We start from the raw sequence: 19752 nt of genomic DNA, 5'->3' as shown, positions 1-19752 counted from the left end.
TTTATATTTAAATGTACTATTTGAGAAAATAATCTTAAGCTACATTTGTTACAGAACCTGATAGAGTTATTTATAAAATAAAATGATAACGTTAATAAATAGTAAATATTACTTATCTATTCGATTAAATCGATATGTCTGTCGTGATACCCTAGTAAATACAACACGCCATCTAACCCAATACTGGAAATAGAACTTTGTGCATTATCTTTTACCGTTGGTTTGGCATGAAAAGCAATCCCTAATCCAGCCAGATTAAGCATTGGCAAATCATTTGCTCCATCTCCCACTGCAATAGTTTGACTAATATTTAGACCTTCCTTTAATGCAATATCTTTAAGATACTCTGCTTTTTTATTTCCATCTACAATGTCACCAATATAACCACCTGTTAATACGCCATCTTTAATTTCTAATTGGTTGGCATATACATAATCTATACCCAATTCCTTTTGCAAATAGTGACCAAAATAGGTGAATCCACCCGATAAAATGGCGGTTTTAAATCCGTAGCTTTTTAAAGTATCAATAAGTCTTCTGGCTCCTTTTGTCAATGGCAAATTAATGGCCACATCATGTAAGACTTCTTCACTCAAACCTTTTAAAAGCTTCATCCTTCTTATAAAGCTTTCCGTGAAATCAATCTCACCTTGCATAGCAGATTCAGTAATGGCTTTAACTTCATCTCCAACCCCCGCTAGTTCTGCCAATTTATCAATAACTTCAGCTTGTATTAGGGTTGAATCCATATCAAAACACACTAAACGTCTGTTTCGTCTGTAGATATTATCTTCTTGAAATGCGATATCGACATCTAACTCCCTAGAGATTTGCATGAATTTCGATGTAAACTCTTCTTTTTTAGCTATTTCTCCCCTAATAGATAATTGGATACAGGCTCTAGGATAGTCTTCTTTTTTAACAAGTGAAGTACGCCCAGTAAGTCTTATGATGGAATCTATGTTTAAATTCTTTTCTGAAATGACTTTGGTAACTTCAGATATTTGTTTGGCCGCCAGTTTTTCACCTAAAATGGTAACAATGTATCGGTTTTTGCCTTGTAAACTTACCCAATTCTCATAGTCCTCTAGGGAAATGGGCGTAAACTTTGCAGTGATACCAAGCTCATAAGACTTAAAAAGTAAATCTTTTAAAACCGCAGCAGAATCAGCTCCTGCTTGAATTTCAAATAATATACCTAATGATAATGTATCGTGAATGTTTGCTTGCCCAATATCTAATATTTTAGCGCTGTATGCTGCCAAAACACCCGTTAATGCAGACGTTAAACCTGGTTTGTCTTGTCCTGAAATATTTAATAAAATAATTTCATTCGCCATAATTTTATGTTTACGCTTTGTAAGCTGTAAAATTCATTATTCTATTTGATATATGAAAATTTTAGGTTTAAAAAAAGACCTCAATACCCTATTTAATAAATCTACTATGCCAACTATCGCTAGCGGGAACTTCCCAGTTTTCATTAAACTCAGCAATGTTCGTAACGAGATTATTAAATACTATAGTGTTTTTTGAAACAGCTTTCTCTTTAGCCATTTTTTTGAAATCGGTAAGCGTTTTGTAAGCTATAAAATCGCCTTGCTTATAAGAGACATTCATTTTATCCATTAAATCTACTCGATATTCTTTTTCTAATTGCTGAATAAAGTGAACACAAGCATCAATGGAACAGCCCGTAGCTTTGTTTAAATTTTGATTTAAGCCTACAACAATGAATCGCTTATATTTAATAGTAAATCCTGCTTGCAAATCGCTACCATGCGCTGTCCAGTTTTCTAGAAAAACATTTAATTTAGATTGAATTTCATCAAGTTCTTGTTCTGTAAAAGAACGGTTCGCTTGGTAAATCCAAACTCTTGATTCTTCAGGTAATTCATCAAAAGGTACGTACATTATTTTTTTATAATATCTGTTACAATTTTAGTGGAAACAAATTTATTTAACTTGACATCAAATAGTTCTGTTTCATAATAATAAACTTCTATTTCTTGATTATTTTTAATTAATTTATCTGTAATTAAATAGACATTTTCAAAATAATCAAGAATTATTAATTCTGTGGTTTTCCCAGTAGACTCTTTAACTATAATATTATAAAAAGTACCTGTTTTAGAACCATTAAAAACACCTTTAATAACAGAGTCATTTTTATCTGTATTCTCATTCTCACTAACATTATAGCTTCCTCCTAATTTCAAAATTAAATCCGGACAAGAGGTGAGCATTTTTAAAGCAATCTCTTCTCCAAATTTCTCCATTTGAACATTATCCCCAAAATCAAGTCTTTCACTTTCTGGAAACTCGTCGATATGCATATTATAAGCGTCAAGCATACATAATCCGAATTTCAGTTCTAAATCAGAACTATTCATTGAATCTGTGTCTAATTTTGAAACACACTCACAAGTTTCTTTTGCTATTTTTTCTTTAATATCTTGAGAAAAAACAGTAGCATTAACTACAAAAAATAAAAATAGAATTATTTTTTTCATACTATAAGTCTTGGGCATTAGCTATGAGTTCTGCAATATCCATGACAGGAAGGTCCTTTTCTTTATCTTTAGCTTTAACACCATCGGTCATCATAGTATTACAAAACGGACATCCAGCAGCAATTATTTCTGGTTTTATTTCTAAAGCTTGTTCGGTACGTTCAATATTAACCTCTTTATTTCCTTTTTCAGCATCTTTAAACATTTGCGCACCTCCTGCCCCACAACATAAACCTGTGCGTTTGCAGTTTTTCATTTCAATCAATTCAGCTTCAAGCTTTTTAATTAAATCTCTGGGAGCTTCATATACATTATTGGCACGCCCTAAATAACATGGGTCATGAAACGTGATGCGCTTTCCTTTGAATTGTCCGCCTTCAATAGTTAAACGTCCTTCATCCAACAAGGTTTTTAAAAATTGGGTGTGATGCATTACCTCATAATTCCCACCCAATCCTGGATACTCATTTTTTATGGTATTAAAGCAATGCGGACAAGCCGTTACTATTTTTTTTATGTCATAAGCATTAAGTACCTCAATATTAGTGACCGCTTGCATTTGAAATAAAAATTCATTTCCAGCTCGTTTGGCAGGATCACCTGTACAACTTTCTTCGGTTCCTAATACTGCAAATTCAACATTGGCTTTGTTTAATAATTTAACAAAGGCTTTTGTTATTTTTTTAGCTCTGTCGTCAAAACTTCCAGCACATCCAACCCAAAATAGCACTTCAGGTTGTTTACCTTGTGCCATAAAGTCTGCCATTGTTGGTACATTTAGTAATTCGCTCATTAGTTAATGAATTATTCGTTTTTCCAATTCAATCGGTCCATTTGATTATAGGGCCATGGTGCGCCATTATTTTCAATATTAGTTATCATGCTATTTAATTCGGTTGGAGCAGCCGATTGTTCCATAACTAAATAACGACGCATGTCTATTATAATGGACAGCGGATTTATGCTTACTGGACAAGCTTCTACACAGGCATTACACGATGTACATGCCCATAGTTCCTCTCTAGTAATATAATCGTCCAGCAATTGCTTACCGTCCTCTTTAAATGTTCCCTTATTCAAATCAATATTTTTACCAACTTCCTCTAAACGGTCACGGGTATCCATCATGATTTTTCGTGGTGATAGTTTTTTCCCTGTTTGATTTGCTGGACATTCACTTGTACAACGCCCACATTCGGTACATGTGTAAGCGTTTAATAATTGTACCCAATTTAAATCTTGCACATCACTGGCACCAAATTTAGCCGGCGTGTCTGTGCTTGTTCCTTCTACTGGTGCCGCAAATGGATCAATGTTTGGATCCATCATTAATTTTACTTCTTTAGTAACGGCTTCTAAATTATCGAATTGTCCTTTTGGTTTCAAACTACCATAATAGGTGTTTGGAAACGCTAATAATATATGAAGATGTTTTGAAAAGTATAGGTAATTTAAGAAAACTAAAATACCTAGAATATGCATCCACCAAGCGGCTCTTTCAATAACATGAACTGTGGTTTCTGATAAAGAACTAAAAAAGGGTGCTATAAACTGACTGACTACATTCCCTGAATTCATGTTTTGAAAATGAACATCGGTTGCGTTCATAACCAAAAACAGGGTCATTAAAACCATTTCAAAATATAAAATAAAATTTCCGTCATTTTTTGGCCAACTGGTCATTTCCGGTTTCCAGAAACGTTTCAGTTTAATCATATTCCTTCTCATCCAAAAAAGAATAACCGATATAAATACCAAAACGGCTAAAATTTCAAAAATGCCAATTAAAACATCATAAGGTTTTCCTATGGCAGAAAATAAACGATGTGTGCCAAATAGACCATCAATGATGATTTCTAAAACCTCAATATTAATGACAATAAAACCAACATAAACAATAACGTGTAAAATTCCTGCAATAGGTCTGCGGATCATTTTTGTTTGTCCTAATGCAATCATTGCCATGTTTTTCCAACGTTGTGATTTATTATCACTAACATCTACATCATGACCTAATTTAATATTGCGAATAAGTTTTTTTACATTTTTAACAAAATAACCTACACCAATAATTAGCGCCATGGCAAATAGTATGTTGGGCAAGTAACTCATATGAAAGATTTCATCTTTTTATTTTACTTCGTTTCCTTCCGCATCGTATTGCTTCGCTTTTTTCCCAAATAAAGAGAAATGCACATAGCGTTTCGGATTCAATTTCATATCTTGAAGTAACTGTTCTAACTGTAAAGAAGCGCCTTCTAAATTATTATACAACCCTTCGTCTTTTAATAATTTCCCCATAGAGCCTTCTCCTTTTTCAATGGTGGATAATACTGTATTTAAACTAGCAACGGTTTTGCTCAGATTTTTTAAGGTATCATCTAAATTTGCTTCTTTTAATTCTGTTGATAAAAGAGATAAATTTTGACTCGTGGTTTTAAAATTCTCTAAGATGATGGCTATATTTTCATCATTTTTTGAAATTAAGCCATTTGCTGAAAAAGACAATTGTTTAAAACTTTTTAACGTAGAGTTTAATTCAGCAATGGTTCTTTTCAAACCTTCTTCAGAATCATCTATAACAATCCTGTTCAAATTATTGATAAGCGAATCGGTAGATTTTAATGTAATATCTAAATTATCACTGATTCCTGAAAAGTTTTTAGTTAAACTAGTAACAAGTCCAGGTTCTACCTCAGAGGGTAATGTATCTCCGTATTTTGCCATTTCACCTTCATAGCTATTTATAATAGCCAACCCATTGCCTCCCATCAAGCCTGTTTCATACATACGTACTTTACTGCTCTTTGAAAACTTAAGTTTGTCGTTGACAGTAAACGACACAATAGTTTTTCCGCTATTATAGTCGTATTTTATATCTTGAATTTTACCTACATTATTACCATTTACAGTAACTGTTGAAGCTTTAGTTAAAGCATTGTAATCAAACTTAGTATAGTAAACATCTGTTGACTCAAATAAATTTTTGCCTTTTAAATAATTGAATCCAAAAATAAATAGGGCAATTCCTAAAATAACTAATATAGCGGTTTTTACTTCTTTTGATATTTTCATGTATAGTTTTATATTGTTTTTAATCAGAAAGATGTAATTCGCATAAAAGTATTTTTGCAAACATCATAATTTCTAGATATGCTAATTTCAGAATAAATCTTATTTAGATGCACAAATTTAAAATAAATTTAAAAAGAACACCTTTAATTAGCAGTTGTTTTTAACGCATCTGACAATGGAATTTTTTGACCCTGTTTAAATGCTACTATAAAACAAGATTTATAACCTTTCCTCTTTGCCTCATCTTCAAGTCTTTTTATAACATTATAATCTGAAGTTAATCCGTAAAAGTATTTGTACAACCCGTCCTCTTTGACTTTAGATACAGGTTCTAATCCTTTAAAGTTATAAGGCTTGGTAATTAAATTTTTTGAACTAGCGGCTATTTGAACTTTAAATTCTATCTCAGTATTTATGGGAGCAGTACTTATAGGGGTTGCTATTTCTGGTAGGTCTGCATCTTTTAAATACTCATTTATTAAAGCATCGCCTTCAACATTTAAATCTAAAGATTTTTTATATTTTAAGATGGCTTTTACAATAGCTGAAGCCATTTCATTCTGTCCTTTTTCGGAATTTAAGTATTTACCCTCTTCATTATTTGTTAAAAATCCTAATTCTGTTAATACACTAGGCATGGCTGTTTGATGGATTACCCATAGAGGAGCTTGTTTTACACCTCTACTTTTACGTTTCAAACCAGTTGAAGTTTCCTTCTCTATAAAACTAGCTAATAAAATACTTTGATCTGTAAATTCTTCTTGAGCCAGCGTTACGCCTATTAAAGATTCTGGGGAATTTGGATTAAATCCAGCATAATGTTTTTCATAATCATCTTCAAGAAAAATAACTTCATTTTCCTTTTTTGCCACTTCAAAATTTTGATTGGTATGAGCAATATCCAATACGAATGTTTCTGTACCAGACGCTTGAGTACGATGAGAATTGCAATGTATAGAGACAAATAAATCTGCTTTTGCCTTATTCGCAATTTTCGGTCTGTCCTTAAGTTCTATAAACACATCTTTAGTACGCGTGTATACAACATCTATCTCTGGATCTTTCTCCAACAGTTCGCCAACTTTTAAAGTTACGCTTAAAGCAATGTCTTTTTCCTTATAACCATTACCCAAATTACCAGGGTCTTTACCTCCATGACCTGCATCTAAGACTACAATAAACTTTGCAGAGGTATTATTCCCGTCATTACTTGATTTAAATGAAGATAATGTTAATACTATAATAATGGATACTAAAAGAAATATTCTGTACGTTCTCATATCAATTTTAACGACTATAAACCTAACTTATTACCCTATAAATTTGAGTATAAGTTTAATTTTAAATTTTTGTTGAATAATAAATTAATCACAGAAAAATATATGTAATTTTGGCTTTTCAAAAACCGAGCCATACTTTTACAAAAATACATTTAAAAGCGTTGCATACAAACAACTTTAAAATACTTTTTGCACTAAGTTTTACAGTGTTTATCAACACGTTTAGCTTCGCCCAAGACTTTCCCAAAAAAGGCACCCCTATTAAACCAAGTGTAAAAGATAGTATTGTAGTAAGTGTGGATAGTTTGCTAATTCCTGAAATATCTGAAAAGGTTCAAGACACCATTGTTAAAGATTCTATTAAACCCAAAAAAGAGACTTTAACAGATATTGTTACTTATAAAGCAACTGATTATACATCATTTAATCAAAAAAAGAAACAGCTTTATTTATACAATGAAGCGGAAATAACCTATGGTGACATCAATATAAAAGCTGGTAGTATTACTGTTGACTACAGCAAAAACACAGTTTATGCAAGAGGTATTATTGATTCTACAAAAACTTATATTCAAGCACCTGTTTTTACACAAGGAGGCAATGTTGTTGAACCCGATTCTATTGTTTTTAATACCAAGACTGAAAAAGCCCTTATATACAATAGTAAAACAGAACAGTCTGGAGGTACTGTAATTGCTTCCATAACAAAAAAAGAGAATGATTCGGTATATTTTATAAATAGAGGAAAATATACCACAGCCGAAAATCTTGAAGACCCTGAATATTATATTTTATTAAGAAAAGCTAAAGTTGTTCCTGGAAAAAAAATAGTAACGGGTTTAGCCAATCTTTTTATCTATGATGTACCCACTCCTATTGGCTTACCTTTTGGTTTTTTCCCTCAAACAGAGACACAAACATCGGGTATCATTGTCCCTTCGTTCGGGGAACAGAATGAGAGAGGGTATTTTTTACAAAATGGTGGTTATTACTTTGCTATTAGCGATTATGTGGATTTAGCTGTTTTAGGAGATTATTACACCAATGGTAGTTATGGATTGCGTATGGAGAGCACCTATGCGTTACGTTATAAATTTAGAGGTAATTTTGCTTTTAGATATGAGAACTTAATAAGTAGCGAACGTGGTTTTCCTGATTATTCAAAATCTACCGTTTACAACTTACGTTGGTCACATAGCCAAGATGGAAAATCAAGTCCGAACTCTAGGTTTTCGGCATCTGTAAACTTAGGTAGTAGTACTTATTATAGAACAACCCTTAATCAAGCAAATATTGGGAGTACCTTAAACAATACCTTATCATCGTCTGTATCGTACTCAAAAACATTTCAAGGCGAACCTCAAACCAGTATTAGTTTAACAGCAACCCATTCACAAAATACCAATACTAAAGAAATTAATATGACCCTGCCTACGTTTCAAGGCAGTGTTGGTAGGATTTTTCCTTTTGCACCAAAAATTGGTACTAAAAAAGGGATTATTCAAAATGTAAGTTTACAATATAGTGTTCGAGGAGAAAATAGAATTAAAACTACCGACTCTCTTTTCTTTAAAAAAGAAATGTTTAAAGATGCCGAAGCAGGATTTCAACACAACATTCCTTTGAGTACAAACTTTAAAGTATTCAAGCACTTTAGCTTAAGTGCTAGTACTAATTACAATGAAGTTTGGACATTCAAAACCATAAAAAAATCTTTTGACCAAATAAATAGAACTATCGTTGTAGATACCATTAATGGGTTTGATGCCTTTAGAACTTATAATTTTAGTGCAAGTTTAGGAACTACCATTTACGGAATGTTTAATTTTGAGAAAGATGGCAAAGACCCTGCAATTAAGGCTATAAGACATGTTATAAGACCTTCTGTTAGTTACAATATCAATCCAGCTTTTGATAAATATTATGATACTTTTGAAGTAATAAGCGCCGATGGACTTACTACAAGTGATGAAGAATATACGCGTTTTGAAAAATCTATTTTTGGAATACCTAATAAAACATTTTCAAGTTCTATTGGGCTTTCGCTATCTAATAATTTTGAAGCCAAAGTAAGAGATAAAGACACAACGGCTACAGAACCTAAAAAGATTATTCTACTTAATAATTTAAATTTTTCAACCTCTTATAATCTCGCTGGTGATTCATTACAATGGAGTCCTGTTAGAATGTCTGGAGGTACCCAATTATTTGATAATAAATTGAGTGTTAATTTTGGCGCTACTCTAGATCCATATGCATTAGACAATAACAATAATAAAATTGATAAATTCAATATCGATAATGGCGGTAGTTTATTTAGGCTTACAAGTGCTAATTTAACTATGAGTACTTCTTTTTCTAGTAAAAACAATAAAAAAGATAAAAACAGTAAGGCCATACAAGAAAATGTTAGAAACGGTGGTAGAGATGATGATTTATTTGGTGTGCCTCAAGATTATTCAAATCAATACACGGAAGATGAAGAAAACGGCAATGAGGAAGAAACCACTTCTGAATTTTATAATAACAACATCCCATGGAGCTTGCGTCTAGCCTATGCTGTAAACTATTCAAATGCAAGGAGGGAAAATCTAATATCATCCCATTCACTTATGTTTTCTGGCGATATAGAATTATCTCCTAAATGGTCTGTTGGCGCTTCTTCTGGATATGACCTAAAAAGCAATGGGTTTACCTTTACGCAATTGCGTTTTGAACGTGACTTGCTAAGTTGGCGCATGAATTTTAGTTGGGTTCCTTTTAGCACTGTCAGTTCATGGAACTTTTTTATTGGTATAAAATCCAATATCTTAAAAGACCTTAAATATGAAAAACGTAGACAACCAGATCAAAGACTTTAAAATCTAAATAAATGAAAAAAGTGATTAATACACCAAATGCTCCAGCGCCAATAGGTCCCTACAATCAAGCCATATTAAGTGGAAACACATTATACATGTCTGGTCAAATTGCATTAAATGTGAAAACAGGAAACTTAGTTCTTGAAGACATAAAAAGTGAAACAAGGCAGGTTATGGAAAATCTAAAAGCAGTTATTGAAGCGGCTCATATGACTTTTAATGACGTTGTTAAATCTACTATTTTCATTAGTGACATGAATGATTTTTCACAAATAAATGAGGTATATGGGAGTTATTTTGAAGACGCCAATGCACCTGCCAGAGAAACGGTACAAGTTGCAAAATTGCCTAAAAACGTCAATGTTGAAATTAGTATGATTGCTATTAAATCTTGATCATTAATTTGGCTGATTTTGTACCAGATATTTAGCCAATAACTCTTTTAATCTCTCTGTTTCAATAGGTTTAGCTAAAAAATCATCCACTCCAGACAATTTGGCTTTTTCAATATCAGCTTCAAAAGCACTTGCAGAAACAGCTATAATAGGTGTATTATTTTTGGCATATTTTTCTGTCGCTTTTATGATTCTAGTTGCGTCATAGCCATCCATTTCTGGCATAAATATATCCATAAAGATTATATCAAAATCCAGTACACTATAAAGTTTAACTGCTTCAAGCCCATTTCTAACTAAGGTACAATCTGCCCCTTGTTGTTCCAGTAAAAACTTAATTACCTTTTGGTTTATTTTATTGTCTTCAGCTACGAGTACACTAAATTTATAACCAAACTTGTTTAATAAACCTACTTCTGATTCTTTAGTCTCAACTTTTAAGTTTAAGGTCTTTTTTAATTGCAAACTAAAATAGAATATAGAGCCTTCATTTTCTTTACTTTCCAATTCCAATTCACCACCCATTAATTTCACCAGTTTATACGAAATAGAAAGTCCAACACCAGCATCCCTATAGTGTTGCATGGGAAAGTCATCATCCTTAACAGATTTAAATACATTTTCTGCTTCATAAGGCAACATCCCCATACCGGTATCTTTAATATAAAAAGTGACAATTTGATTATCCTCGTCACTAACCGTTTGGTGAATGGTAACCGTTATTTTACCAAAATCGGTAAACTTAATGGCATTATTAATCAAATTAACTAATACTTGCTGAATTCGAGCTAAATCCCCTAACAATAAAAATTTAGGCTTTTTTTCAGACAAGAACTTAAATTCAAATTCTAAGTTTTTGTCCCAAGCTTGATATTCGAAAATTTTTAAAAGTTTAGACAAATCTGATTCTAAATCAATAACAACCAAATCTAAAGTCTTATTACTATCTTCGAATTTAGAATTATCCAAAATCATATTCACCAACTGCAACATATGCTGGGAAGAATAATGGGCTATTTCAACTTCAGCCATCTGATCGCTATCTAAACTCGTTTTTCTCAACATGTTAAGCATCCCTAAAATCGCATTAAGTGGAATCCTAATTTCGTGGCTCATGTTTGCCAAATACAGCGACTTATGATCTTTAAGTAAATTGGCTTTATCTAGATCTCTTTCAAGGTTTTCAATATCTTTAATCAACTTAGATTTAACATAGTCATTATGAGCTTTATTCCATAAAAAATAGACTAATGCTATCAGTAATACAATTACAAAAATCAATAATACTAACGTGACAGGATATAAGTTTTTATTAACCTGAATATAGTGATATAAGAAGTAGAAAATAACAAAAATAGCCCCCAAAGCTAAAAAAGATAGCCCAATAATGCGTTTTGAAAATTTGCTCGATTGTGAAAAAAATACCATTCAATTATTAATTTTTAACAAACTTAACCTATAATTCATTAAATACACAAAACAATGACAGTTTTTGATTATCCTTATAATATACCAATTTTTTTAATCTTAAATTTCAAAAAAGCCATATTTTTGGGAATGGATTAATATCAGGAAGTTATGCGCATAGAATACGATATAAAACTAGGATTTAAGGATGTTATGATTCGTCCAAAACGTTCTACTTTAAAAAGTAGGTCGGAAGTTAATTTAGAAAGAGAATTTAAATTTTTACACAGCCCAACAACTTGGGAAGGTATTCCTATTATTGCCGCCAATATGGATACCGTTGGTACTTTCGAAATGGCTCATGCCCTATCCAATAAAAAATTAATTACTGCCATACATAAGCATTATACTATTAATGATTGGAATCTGTTTTTAACAAATACTCAAGATAATATTGTAGATTATATAGCCATTAGTACAGGAATTAGTAAACATGATTCTGATAAATTAGCAACTATTATTAATCAAAATCCGCAACTTAAATTCATCTGTATCGATGTTGCGAATGGCTATTCTGAACACTTTGCGAATTTTGTAAAAGCCACAAGAGATCTGTATCCTGATAAAGTTATTATTGCCGGAAATGTAGTTACAGGTGAAATGGTTGAAGAACTTTTATTATCTGGAGCCGATATTGTTAAAGTAGGTATTGGTCCAGGTTCTGTTTGCACCACTAGAGTAAAAACGGGTGTAGGTTATCCACAATTATCTGCTATTATTGAATGTGCTGATGCTGCTCATGGCTTAGGGGGGCAAATCATAAGCGATGGTGGTTGTGCAACGCCCGGTGATGTTGCTAAGGCCTTTGGTGCTGGAGCCGATTTTGTTATGCTGGGTGGCATGTTTGCTGGTCATGATGAAAGCGGCGGAGAGATTATAGAAAAAAATGGTAAGGTGTTTAAGAAATTTTATGGCATGAGTTCTTCAACAGCTATGGAAAAACATGTGGGTGGTGTTGCGGAATACAGAGCCAGTGAAGGAAAAACTGTTGAAATTCCATATAGAGGTAGGGTTGATACTACTTTACAAGATATTTTGGGCGGATTGAGAAGCACTTGTACTTATGTAGGAGCCCAACGACTAAAAGAGCTTACAAAATGCACCACTTTTATTAGAGTCGCTGAACAAGAAAATCAAGTTTATACCGAGTAGCTCAATCTTTGTTGCTTTATAAAATATAGCAATAGCAACATGTTTCAATACTAAATTTACAAATTCAAAAATCTTTGTTTTAAAAATGATAAAATCATAATTTATCAGCGTAAATTATGTGAGTATTTCGGATGTGTTTTTAAAAATTCTACACAAAAAAAACTTACATTGTAATTTGATTTTAAATAAAGTTAATAGATGGCGTTAAAAATTGTAATTTCACATAAAACATTATATAAATACGATAGACCCGTATCGCTTTCTCCACACATATTTAGGCTTAGACCTGCACCACACAGCAGAACCCCAATTGAGGCGTATTCTATAAAAATCAAACCCGAAAATCAATTTTTTAATTGGCAACAAGATCCGTTTGGAAACTATCTTGCGAGATTGATTTTCCCTGAAAAAACAACAGAATTATCTATTGACGTTGAAATTATTGCCGATTTAAAAACCATAAATCCTTTTGATTTTTTCGTAGAAGAATCTGCTGAAGACTATCCATTTCAGTATCATGAAACCATAAAAAAGGAACTTCTACCCTATCTTGAAATTACAGAAAGTGGTGACTTATTAATGGATTTCCTGAAAACCATTGATAGAACCCCTCGAAAAACCATTTATTTTTTAATAGACATCAATAGAAAAATATACGAATACTTAAATTATAACATTCGTATGGATCCTGGTGTACAAACTTGTGAAGAAACACTGGAGCAAAAAAATGGGTCTTGTAGAGATTATGCTTGGTTATTTGTTCAAACGTTACGCCATTTGGGTTTTGGAGCGCGTTTTGTGTCTGGATATTTAGTGCAATTAAAATCTGATGAAAAATCATTAGACGGTCCTTCGGGTCCTGAAGAAGATTTTACCGATTTACACGCTTGGGCAGAAGTCTATTTGCCTGGAGCCGGTTGGATTGGTTTTGATGCTACCTCTGGCTTACTAGCTGGCGAGGGACATATTCCTTTGGCTTGTACCCCTTCCTTTGAAAGTGCTGCTCCTGTTTCGGGTATGACCGATGTGTGTGAAACCGAATTCTTTTTTGAAAATTCTGTAAAACGCATTTTTGAGTCACCTCGTGTTACAAAACCTTATACGGAAGAGCAATGGAAAGCTATTTATAAGTTAGGTTATCAAGTGGAAAAACAATTGCAAAAAGGGGATGTAAGACTTACTATGGGTGGTGAACCAACCTTTGTATCTATTGATGATATGGAATCGCCTGAATGGAATACAGATGCCGATGGCCCACATAAAAGAGCGTTAGCTAAAAATCTATCGGCTAGGCTATATGACACCTTTGCTAAAGGCGGCATTTTGCATCAAGCGCAAGGTAAATGGTATCCTGGCGAACCTTTACCAAGATGGTCCATCGAAATATGTTGGAGAAAAGACGAGAAAAACATTTGGAGTGATAAAAAGCTATTTGCGTTGTTTTCAGATAATCTTGAAATCCCAGTAGATGCCGATAAACTATTTTTAAAAACGCTCACAAAATATTTAGCGATCACAGATACTACTATAAAACCTACCTATGAGGATTCATTTTATTTTCTCTGGCAAGAAGGCAAAATGCCTTTAGATATAGACCCAACGAAAGAAGATGGAAATATGCTTGTTAAAAACAAGCTAAAAGATATTCTGAGAGAAGGGACTTCAAAAGCTATTGGTTATGTATTGCCATTAAATAATACGGGAGGCAATTGGTATACCTGTTATTGGGAATTTAGAAGAGAGCACTTATTTTTAATTCCGGGAAATTCACCTGTCGGTTTACGTTTGCCTTTAGATTCTTTATTGTTGAAACCTGAACACGAAGAATTTCCTAAATTCGAACCAGACCAATTTTCAAAAAAGAAAAAACTGCCTAACTTTAAAAGAGTTGTAAATAAAAGGATTGACGACATTAAAAACAATGGCATTCCTATAAAGAAAACAAATTATTTTATTAGAACAGCATTATGTGCCGAAGTCAGGGATGGTAAATTACACTTGTTTTTACCACCATTAGATAGCGCTGAAATATTTTTGGATTTAATGGCTTCTGTCGAAGCTACCGCTAATGAACTATCTATTCCTGTTGTTATAGAAGGGTATGACCCACCAAAAGATAGTCGATTAGAATCATTGAAAATAACTCCAGACCCTGGGGTTATTGAAATAAATGTACATCCAGCAAAAAACTGGGAAGAGCTAACCCATAATACGTTAACCCTTTACGATCAAGCCAAAAAATCGCGTTTGGGGACTGAAAAATTTATGCTTGATGGTAAGCATACTGGAACTGGTGGTGGTAATCACGTCACATTGGGGGGAATTACACCTGCCGATAGTCCGCTTCTAAGACGACCTAGTTTACTACGAAGCTTGTTAACGTTCTGGCAACATCATCCTGGGCTTTCTTACTTATTTTCTGGTGCCTTTATTGGTGCTACCAGTCAGGCTCCTAGAATTGATGAAGCCAGAATGGAAAATTTATATGAATTGGAAATTGCCTTCAATCAAATTCCAAAAAACGGTAAAGTCCCATTTTGGCTAACCGATAGATTGTTTAGGCATTTGCTAACAGACTTGACAGGCAACACCCACAGAGCAGAGTTTTGCATAGATAAATTATATTCTCCAGACTCATCATCTGGAAGGTTAGGTATTTTAGAATTACGTGCTTTTGATATGCCTCCACACCCTCAAATGAGTTTAATGCAAAACTTATTAGTTAGAACCTTGGTGGCGTGGTTTTGGAAAAAACCTTATGAACATAAATTAGTGCGTTGGGGTACCGAATTACATGACAAGTTTTTAATTGAACATTTTGTAAGAGAAGATATTAAAGATATTGTTACACAATTAAATAAGGCCGGTTATAAGTTCAAAGAAGATTGGTTTAATCCATTTTTTGAATTTAGATTTCCACTGCATGGCATGGTTGAAATTAACAATATCCATTTAGAGTTAAGAGCAGGCATAGAACCTTGGAATGTGCTTGGAGAAGAAGTCACTGGTGGAGGAACGGCCAGATACGTCGATTCTTCTGTAGAACGTCTTCAGGTGAAGGTATCTAACTTCAATAACGAACGCTATGTGCTCACTTGTAATGGTATTAAAGTCGACTTAAAAAGTACGACTGTAAAAGAAGAATTTGTTGCCGGTGTACGCTATAAAGCTTGGAATCCATATTCGGCTATGCATCCCACCATCGATGTAGACACGCCTTTGGTTTTTGATATTATTGATACTTGGAACAAACAATCTATAGGGGGCTGCACTTATTTTGTGGCGCATCCGGGCGGCCGTTCTTATGAAACCTATCCTGTTAATAGTTATGAAGCGGAATCCAGAAGAATCAGTCGTTTCTGGGAATTTGGTCATACACAAGGTGAAGTTGAAAGTATTTCCCAAGATTCGGATAGTTCAAGCAAAAGTGTCAAAGAAAAAGGAAGTGATAAAAAATTCACATATAAAGTACTTCCCACTAATTTTGAATTCCCAAATACCTTAGATTTGCGAAAAAAATAAGCGCCCTATTTTATGATATTAGATTCTAACATCCTATTTCAAAATTATTTTTCTGATACCAAGAATTATGATGAAGTATTGAAATCTAATATGAGTATAAATCCTAATTGGGAAAACTTACTCGAAAATATCAATCAAATAGGATTGAAAGAATTAATCAATAAACAAAGCGACGTTAATTGGTTGATGGATGAAAACGGGGTGACTTATAATGTTTATAACGATCCTAAAGGCATGCACCGTTCTTGGAATTTAAATGTGGTGCCTTTTCTCATTCATGAAAGCGAATGGAAAACCATAGAAAAAGGGATTATTCAGCGAGCTGAAATATTAAACTTGGTTTTAAAAGACATTTATGGCAAACGGGAATTAATAAAAAAAGGTGTTGTTCCTCATGAAGTTATATTTGCCCACAGAGGTTTTCTTAGGCAATGCGACCAAATCCAATACAAAACCTCTAAAAACTTGTTGATTCATTCTGCAGATTTATCAAGAGGTCCCGATGGACGCATGTGGGTTGTTAACGACCGTACACAAGCCCCTTCAGGTATGGGGTATGCTCTAGAGAACAGAAATGCCCTAAATAGAGCCGTTCCTGACATTTTTAAAAACATTAATATTCACCATTCTTCTAGTTTCTTTTACAATTTCAATCAAATGCTGATTGATGCTGCTCCCAATAACAGGAATAACCCCAACATTGTCATTCTGACTCCAGGGCCTTTAAATGAAACCTATTTTGAGCATTCTTATTTGTCGTCCTTTTTAGGATATCCTCTAGTTACGGGAAATGATTTAGTAGTACGTAATGGCAAAGTATGGATGAAAACCTTAAAAGAGCTTAAGCAAGTAGATGTTATTTTAAGGCGCGTTGATGATATTTATATGGATCCGTTGGAATTAAGAGAGGACTCTTATTTAGGGGTTGCTGGATTATTAGATGTCGTTAGAAATCAGAATGTTGCCATAGTCAATCCCATTGGAAGTGGGATTTTGGAAAATTCTGGTATCATCCCTTTTATGAATGCCATTTCAAAATATTTCTTAAATGAAGATTTAATTTTACCTCAAATAGCATCTTGGTGGTGCGGACAAGAAAAAGAGCGTCATTATGTATTAAGTAACCTCGCTAATTTTGTTGTTAAGCGTATAGATAGATCAAACAGAGAGAGCTTATTTTTTTGTGAATTTTTAAGTACGGCCCAATTAGAAAAGCTAAAAAATGAAATATTAGCAAATCCATATCACTTTGTGGCACAAGAAAAAATATCATTTTCAACCGCTCCAGATTTTGTTAATGGGCGCTTAGAGCCTAGAAAAATGATGTGCCGCACTTTCGCCATAGCAAAAAAAGACACCTATCATGTCATGCCAGGTGGCTTGGTTCGAGTAGCTCCAGAACGAGAAAATTTACATGTCTCTAACCAACGTGGAGGTGTGAGTAAAGATTTTTGGATAATTACCGATCATCCTCAAAGTTCCATACAAAATTATGCGTGGGACAACTCATGTAAAATTTCTATTTCAAATATCAATGACTTACCAAGCAATACCGCAGAAAATTTGTATTGGTCGGGTAGATACCTTGGAAGAGCAATTGTAACTGCAAGGTTTATACGGATGGTTCTCAACCAAATGAGTAATTCCCAGTTTAGTGTTCAAAAAACTGAATCTGAAAATTTACATTTCTTGTTTCAATCGCTGACATCTATTACCTACACCTATCCTGGATTTGTTGGTGAAGAGAATGAAGAAGCCCTAAAAAATCCATTAAAGGAGATTCTTTCCGTGGTGATGGATGAAAAACGTCTTGGTACGTTAGCACAAACCCTAAATAGTTTTAACAACTCTTATTATTCATTAAGAAACTTATGGTCTAAAGATATGTGGCGTGTTTTTGATGGGATTCAAAAAATTTGGGGACGCTTTATAGACGAAAAAAATTATGCGCCTACAGACATCATAAAATTATTAGACAGAATCATTACGCGCTTAATAGCTTTTATGGGGCTTATTGAAGAAAGTATTTTGGTAGACCAAGGACTTTTGCTATATTTTATTGGTTTACAAACTGAACAAGCGATGATGACGATTTCTAAATGCAGATCGCTTTTAGTCTTTAATTTGGAAGAGCATTTACAATATGATATATTGGAGTCCCTTTTAACAAGTCATGAGAGTTTGAATATTTACAGATACAGTTACAGGTCATATCTTAGTGTAGAAAATGTTATCAATCTTATTTTACTTGACAAAGACTATCCAAAATCGTTAACTTATCAGCTCAAAAGAATTCAAAAAGATATTGACCGATTACCACATTCTAAAAATACAGCTGCTATTACAGAATGCCAAAGGTTGGTTAATGAAGCTAACTTAAAAATTGAAAGTTTAAATATCAGTAAGCTGATTGCATTGAATGGCGACAATACATTACGTGAAAATCTTGATAATGAGCTTTCAGACCTTGGTGATCTATTACACGAGATGTCGCTTTCCATATCAGATACTTATTTTAATCACACCTATCAACAAACGCAATTGGTTAATCAAAACTTCCCACTTTAATCATGGTATTTCAAATATCACATACTACCAGTTATTTATATGAAAGTGGCGTCACCTTTTGCCATAATATTGCCACTTTAAAACCAAAAGATATGGTGGGTCAAAAATTATTGGATTATCATTTGGACATAAGCCCCACGCCAAGTGAAATTTCTGAAAAACTAGACTTTTTTGGAAATACAGTAACTCGGTTCTCTATACAAAAATATCATAATGAACTAAAGGTAACCACTAATAGTATAATAGAAAGAAATTTTAGTTTACAACCTAATATCCATGATTCGGTTGTAGGTAACACCATCACGCTAACACAAGCCTTGTTAGAATTAAAAAGTTATGATGAAGAGATACTGGATGTACGGCAATTTACATTGGAATCTATACTTATTGCCAGAATAACACCCGAAATTAAAGCCTACGCCGAGGTATCGTTTAAACCAAACAGACCCATTTTTGAAGCAGCTTTTGAATTGATGCAACGTATTTATACTGAATTTGAATTTGATCCTGAATTCACAAACGTAGCTACGCCCATTCATGATGTGATGAAAGAAAAAAAAGGGGTTTGTCAAGATTTTGCTCAAATTGCCATTGCTTGTGTACGCTCGGTTGGGTTACCCGCCAGATATGTGAGCGGTTATATCGAAACCTTGCCGCCTCCAGGCAAAGAGAAACTTATTGGTGCAGATGCCTCACATGCATGGTTTTCTATATATATCCCAAAATTTGGCTGGATAGATTTTGACCCTACCAATAACCAAATACCAAAAAATCAACACATCACTGTAGCTTGGGGACGCGATTATTACGATGTACCTCCCTTGAAAGGTGTTATTTACAGCACTGGTAAAAACAAAATGAAGGTGGCTGTGGATATTCGACCTGCTACCGTTTAAAATTTAAATAAACTTACCGCCTT

Annotated in this window: 14 protein-coding genes; 6 read left to right on the top strand and 8 right to left on the bottom strand. The window is 33.5% G+C overall.

Annotated elements, in window-relative coordinates; all coding sequences use genetic code 11:
* Nucleotides 1-116 precede the first annotated feature (116 nt).
* From serB to DKT72_RS04065, 7 genes are all read right to left on the bottom strand, one after another.
* A complete protein-coding gene (gene serB, locus DKT72_RS04095; protein WP_111307452.1) occupies nt 117-1340 on the bottom strand; it encodes a phosphoserine phosphatase SerB in 1224 nt (407 codons plus the stop codon).
* Between the two features lie 88 nt (nt 1341-1428).
* Entirely contained in the window at nt 1429-1914 is a 486-nt protein-coding gene (locus DKT72_RS04090) for an ABC transporter ATPase (protein ID WP_111307451.1), read from the bottom strand.
* On the bottom strand, nt 1914-2513 hold the full coding sequence (locus tag DKT72_RS04085; RefSeq protein WP_111307450.1) for a hypothetical protein: 600 nt from the start codon (nt 2511-2513) through the stop codon (nt 1914-1916). The genes DKT72_RS04090 and DKT72_RS04085 overlap by 1 nt, the downstream gene beginning before the upstream one ends.
* A gap of 1 nt (nt 2514) precedes the next feature.
* Nucleotides 2515-3306 carry a (Fe-S)-binding protein gene (locus DKT72_RS04080; protein WP_111307449.1) on the bottom strand — a complete coding sequence of 264 codons (792 nt, stop codon included), beginning with the start codon at nt 3304-3306 and terminating at the stop codon, nt 2515-2517.
* Nucleotides 3307-3317: 11 nt separating this feature from the next.
* Nucleotides 3318-4625, bottom strand: coding sequence for a 4Fe-4S dicluster domain-containing protein (locus tag DKT72_RS04075; RefSeq protein ID WP_111307448.1), 1308 nt, complete (start codon nt 4623-4625; stop codon nt 3318-3320).
* Between the two features lie 18 nt (nt 4626-4643).
* The gene (locus tag DKT72_RS04070; protein WP_111307447.1) at nt 4644-5588 is read right to left on the bottom strand and encodes an MlaD family protein; all 945 of its coding nucleotides are present in this window, start codon (nt 5586-5588) and stop codon (nt 4644-4646) included.
* Between the two features lie 143 nt (nt 5589-5731).
* A complete protein-coding gene (locus tag DKT72_RS04065; protein ID WP_111307446.1) occupies nt 5732-6868 on the bottom strand; it encodes an N-acetylmuramoyl-L-alanine amidase family protein in 1137 nt (378 codons plus the stop codon).
* 110 nt (nt 6869-6978) lie between these two features.
* Here DKT72_RS04065 and DKT72_RS04060 point away from each other — a divergent pair, with 110 nt between their 5' ends.
* On the top strand, nt 6979-9729 hold the full coding sequence (locus DKT72_RS04060) for a putative LPS assembly protein LptD (RefSeq protein WP_111307445.1): 2751 nt from the start codon (nt 6979-6981) through the stop codon (nt 9727-9729).
* Nucleotides 9730-9740: 11 nt separating this feature from the next.
* Nucleotides 9741-10124 carry a RidA family protein gene (locus DKT72_RS04055; protein ID WP_111307444.1) on the top strand — a complete coding sequence of 128 codons (384 nt, stop codon included), beginning with the start codon at nt 9741-9743 and terminating at the stop codon, nt 10122-10124.
* A gap of 3 nt (nt 10125-10127) precedes the next feature.
* Here DKT72_RS04055 and DKT72_RS04050 read toward each other — a convergent pair whose 3' ends face one another.
* Complete coding sequence (locus tag DKT72_RS04050) at nt 10128-11552, bottom strand: response regulator (protein ID WP_111307443.1); 1425 nt, start codon at nt 11550-11552, stop codon at nt 10128-10130.
* A 150-nt stretch (nt 11553-11702) separates the two neighbouring features.
* On the opposite strand from DKT72_RS04050, the gene DKT72_RS04045 reads away from it, so the two are divergent.
* The 4 genes from DKT72_RS04045 (at nt 11703) to DKT72_RS04030 (ending at nt 19729) form a co-directional block, all read left to right on the top strand.
* On the top strand, nt 11703-12743 hold the full coding sequence (locus tag DKT72_RS04045; RefSeq protein WP_111307442.1) for a GMP reductase: 1041 nt from the start codon (nt 11703-11705) through the stop codon (nt 12741-12743).
* Nucleotides 12744-12941: 198 nt separating this feature from the next.
* A complete protein-coding gene (locus tag DKT72_RS04040; RefSeq protein ID WP_111307441.1) occupies nt 12942-16265 on the top strand; it encodes a transglutaminase family protein in 3324 nt (1107 codons plus the stop codon).
* A gap of 12 nt (nt 16266-16277) precedes the next feature.
* Nucleotides 16278-18833 (top strand): circularly permuted type 2 ATP-grasp protein, encoded by a 2556-nt coding sequence (locus DKT72_RS04035; RefSeq protein WP_111307440.1) that lies wholly within the window; start codon nt 16278-16280, stop codon nt 18831-18833.
* 2 nt (nt 18834-18835) lie between these two features.
* Nucleotides 18836-19729 carry a transglutaminase family protein gene (locus DKT72_RS04030; RefSeq protein WP_111307439.1) on the top strand — a complete coding sequence of 298 codons (894 nt, stop codon included), beginning with the start codon at nt 18836-18838 and terminating at the stop codon, nt 19727-19729.
* The last annotated feature ends 23 nt before the right edge of the window (nt 19730-19752 follow it).

Origin of the sequence: Confluentibacter sediminis, assembly GCF_003258355.1 — a bacterium.
Taxonomy (GTDB): Bacteria; Bacteroidota; Bacteroidia; order Flavobacteriales; family Flavobacteriaceae; genus Confluentibacter; species Confluentibacter sediminis.
Note: the sequence above shows the minus strand (reverse complement) of the source record. Positions and strands in the feature narration are given on the sequence as shown.

What these genes read in the sequence shown, in the direction of transcription:
- DKT72_RS04090 (WP_111307451.1), bottom strand. Translation starts at nt 1,914, where the DNA reads ATGTACGTACCTTTTGATGAATTACCTGAAGAATCAAGAGTTTGGATT.
- DKT72_RS04045 (WP_111307442.1), top strand. Translation starts at nt 11,703, where the DNA reads ATGCGCATAGAATACGATATAAAACTAGGATTTAAGGATGTTATGATT.
- DKT72_RS04050 (WP_111307443.1), bottom strand. Translation starts at nt 11,552, where the DNA reads ATGGTATTTTTTTCACAATCGAGCAAATTTTCAAAACGCATTATTGGG.
- DKT72_RS04080 (WP_111307449.1), bottom strand. Translation starts at nt 3,306, where the DNA reads ATGAGCGAATTACTAAATGTACCAACAATGGCAGACTTTATGGCACAA.
- DKT72_RS04075 (WP_111307448.1), bottom strand. Translation starts at nt 4,625, where the DNA reads ATGAGTTACTTGCCCAACATACTATTTGCCATGGCGCTAATTATTGGT.
- DKT72_RS04055 (WP_111307444.1), top strand. Translation starts at nt 9,741, where the DNA reads ATGAAAAAAGTGATTAATACACCAAATGCTCCAGCGCCAATAGGTCCC.
- DKT72_RS04085 (WP_111307450.1), bottom strand. Translation starts at nt 2,513, where the DNA reads ATGAAAAAAATAATTCTATTTTTATTTTTTGTAGTTAATGCTACTGTT.
- DKT72_RS04040 (WP_111307441.1), top strand. Translation starts at nt 12,942, where the DNA reads ATGGCGTTAAAAATTGTAATTTCACATAAAACATTATATAAATACGAT.
- DKT72_RS04030 (WP_111307439.1), top strand. Translation starts at nt 18,836, where the DNA reads ATGGTATTTCAAATATCACATACTACCAGTTATTTATATGAAAGTGGC.
- DKT72_RS04035 (WP_111307440.1), top strand. Translation starts at nt 16,278, where the DNA reads ATGATATTAGATTCTAACATCCTATTTCAAAATTATTTTTCTGATACC.
- serB (WP_111307452.1), bottom strand. Translation starts at nt 1,340, where the DNA reads ATGGCGAATGAAATTATTTTATTAAATATTTCAGGACAAGACAAACCA.
- DKT72_RS04070 (WP_111307447.1), bottom strand. Translation starts at nt 5,588, where the DNA reads ATGAAAATATCAAAAGAAGTAAAAACCGCTATATTAGTTATTTTAGGA.
- DKT72_RS04065 (WP_111307446.1), bottom strand. Translation starts at nt 6,868, where the DNA reads ATGAGAACGTACAGAATATTTCTTTTAGTATCCATTATTATAGTATTA.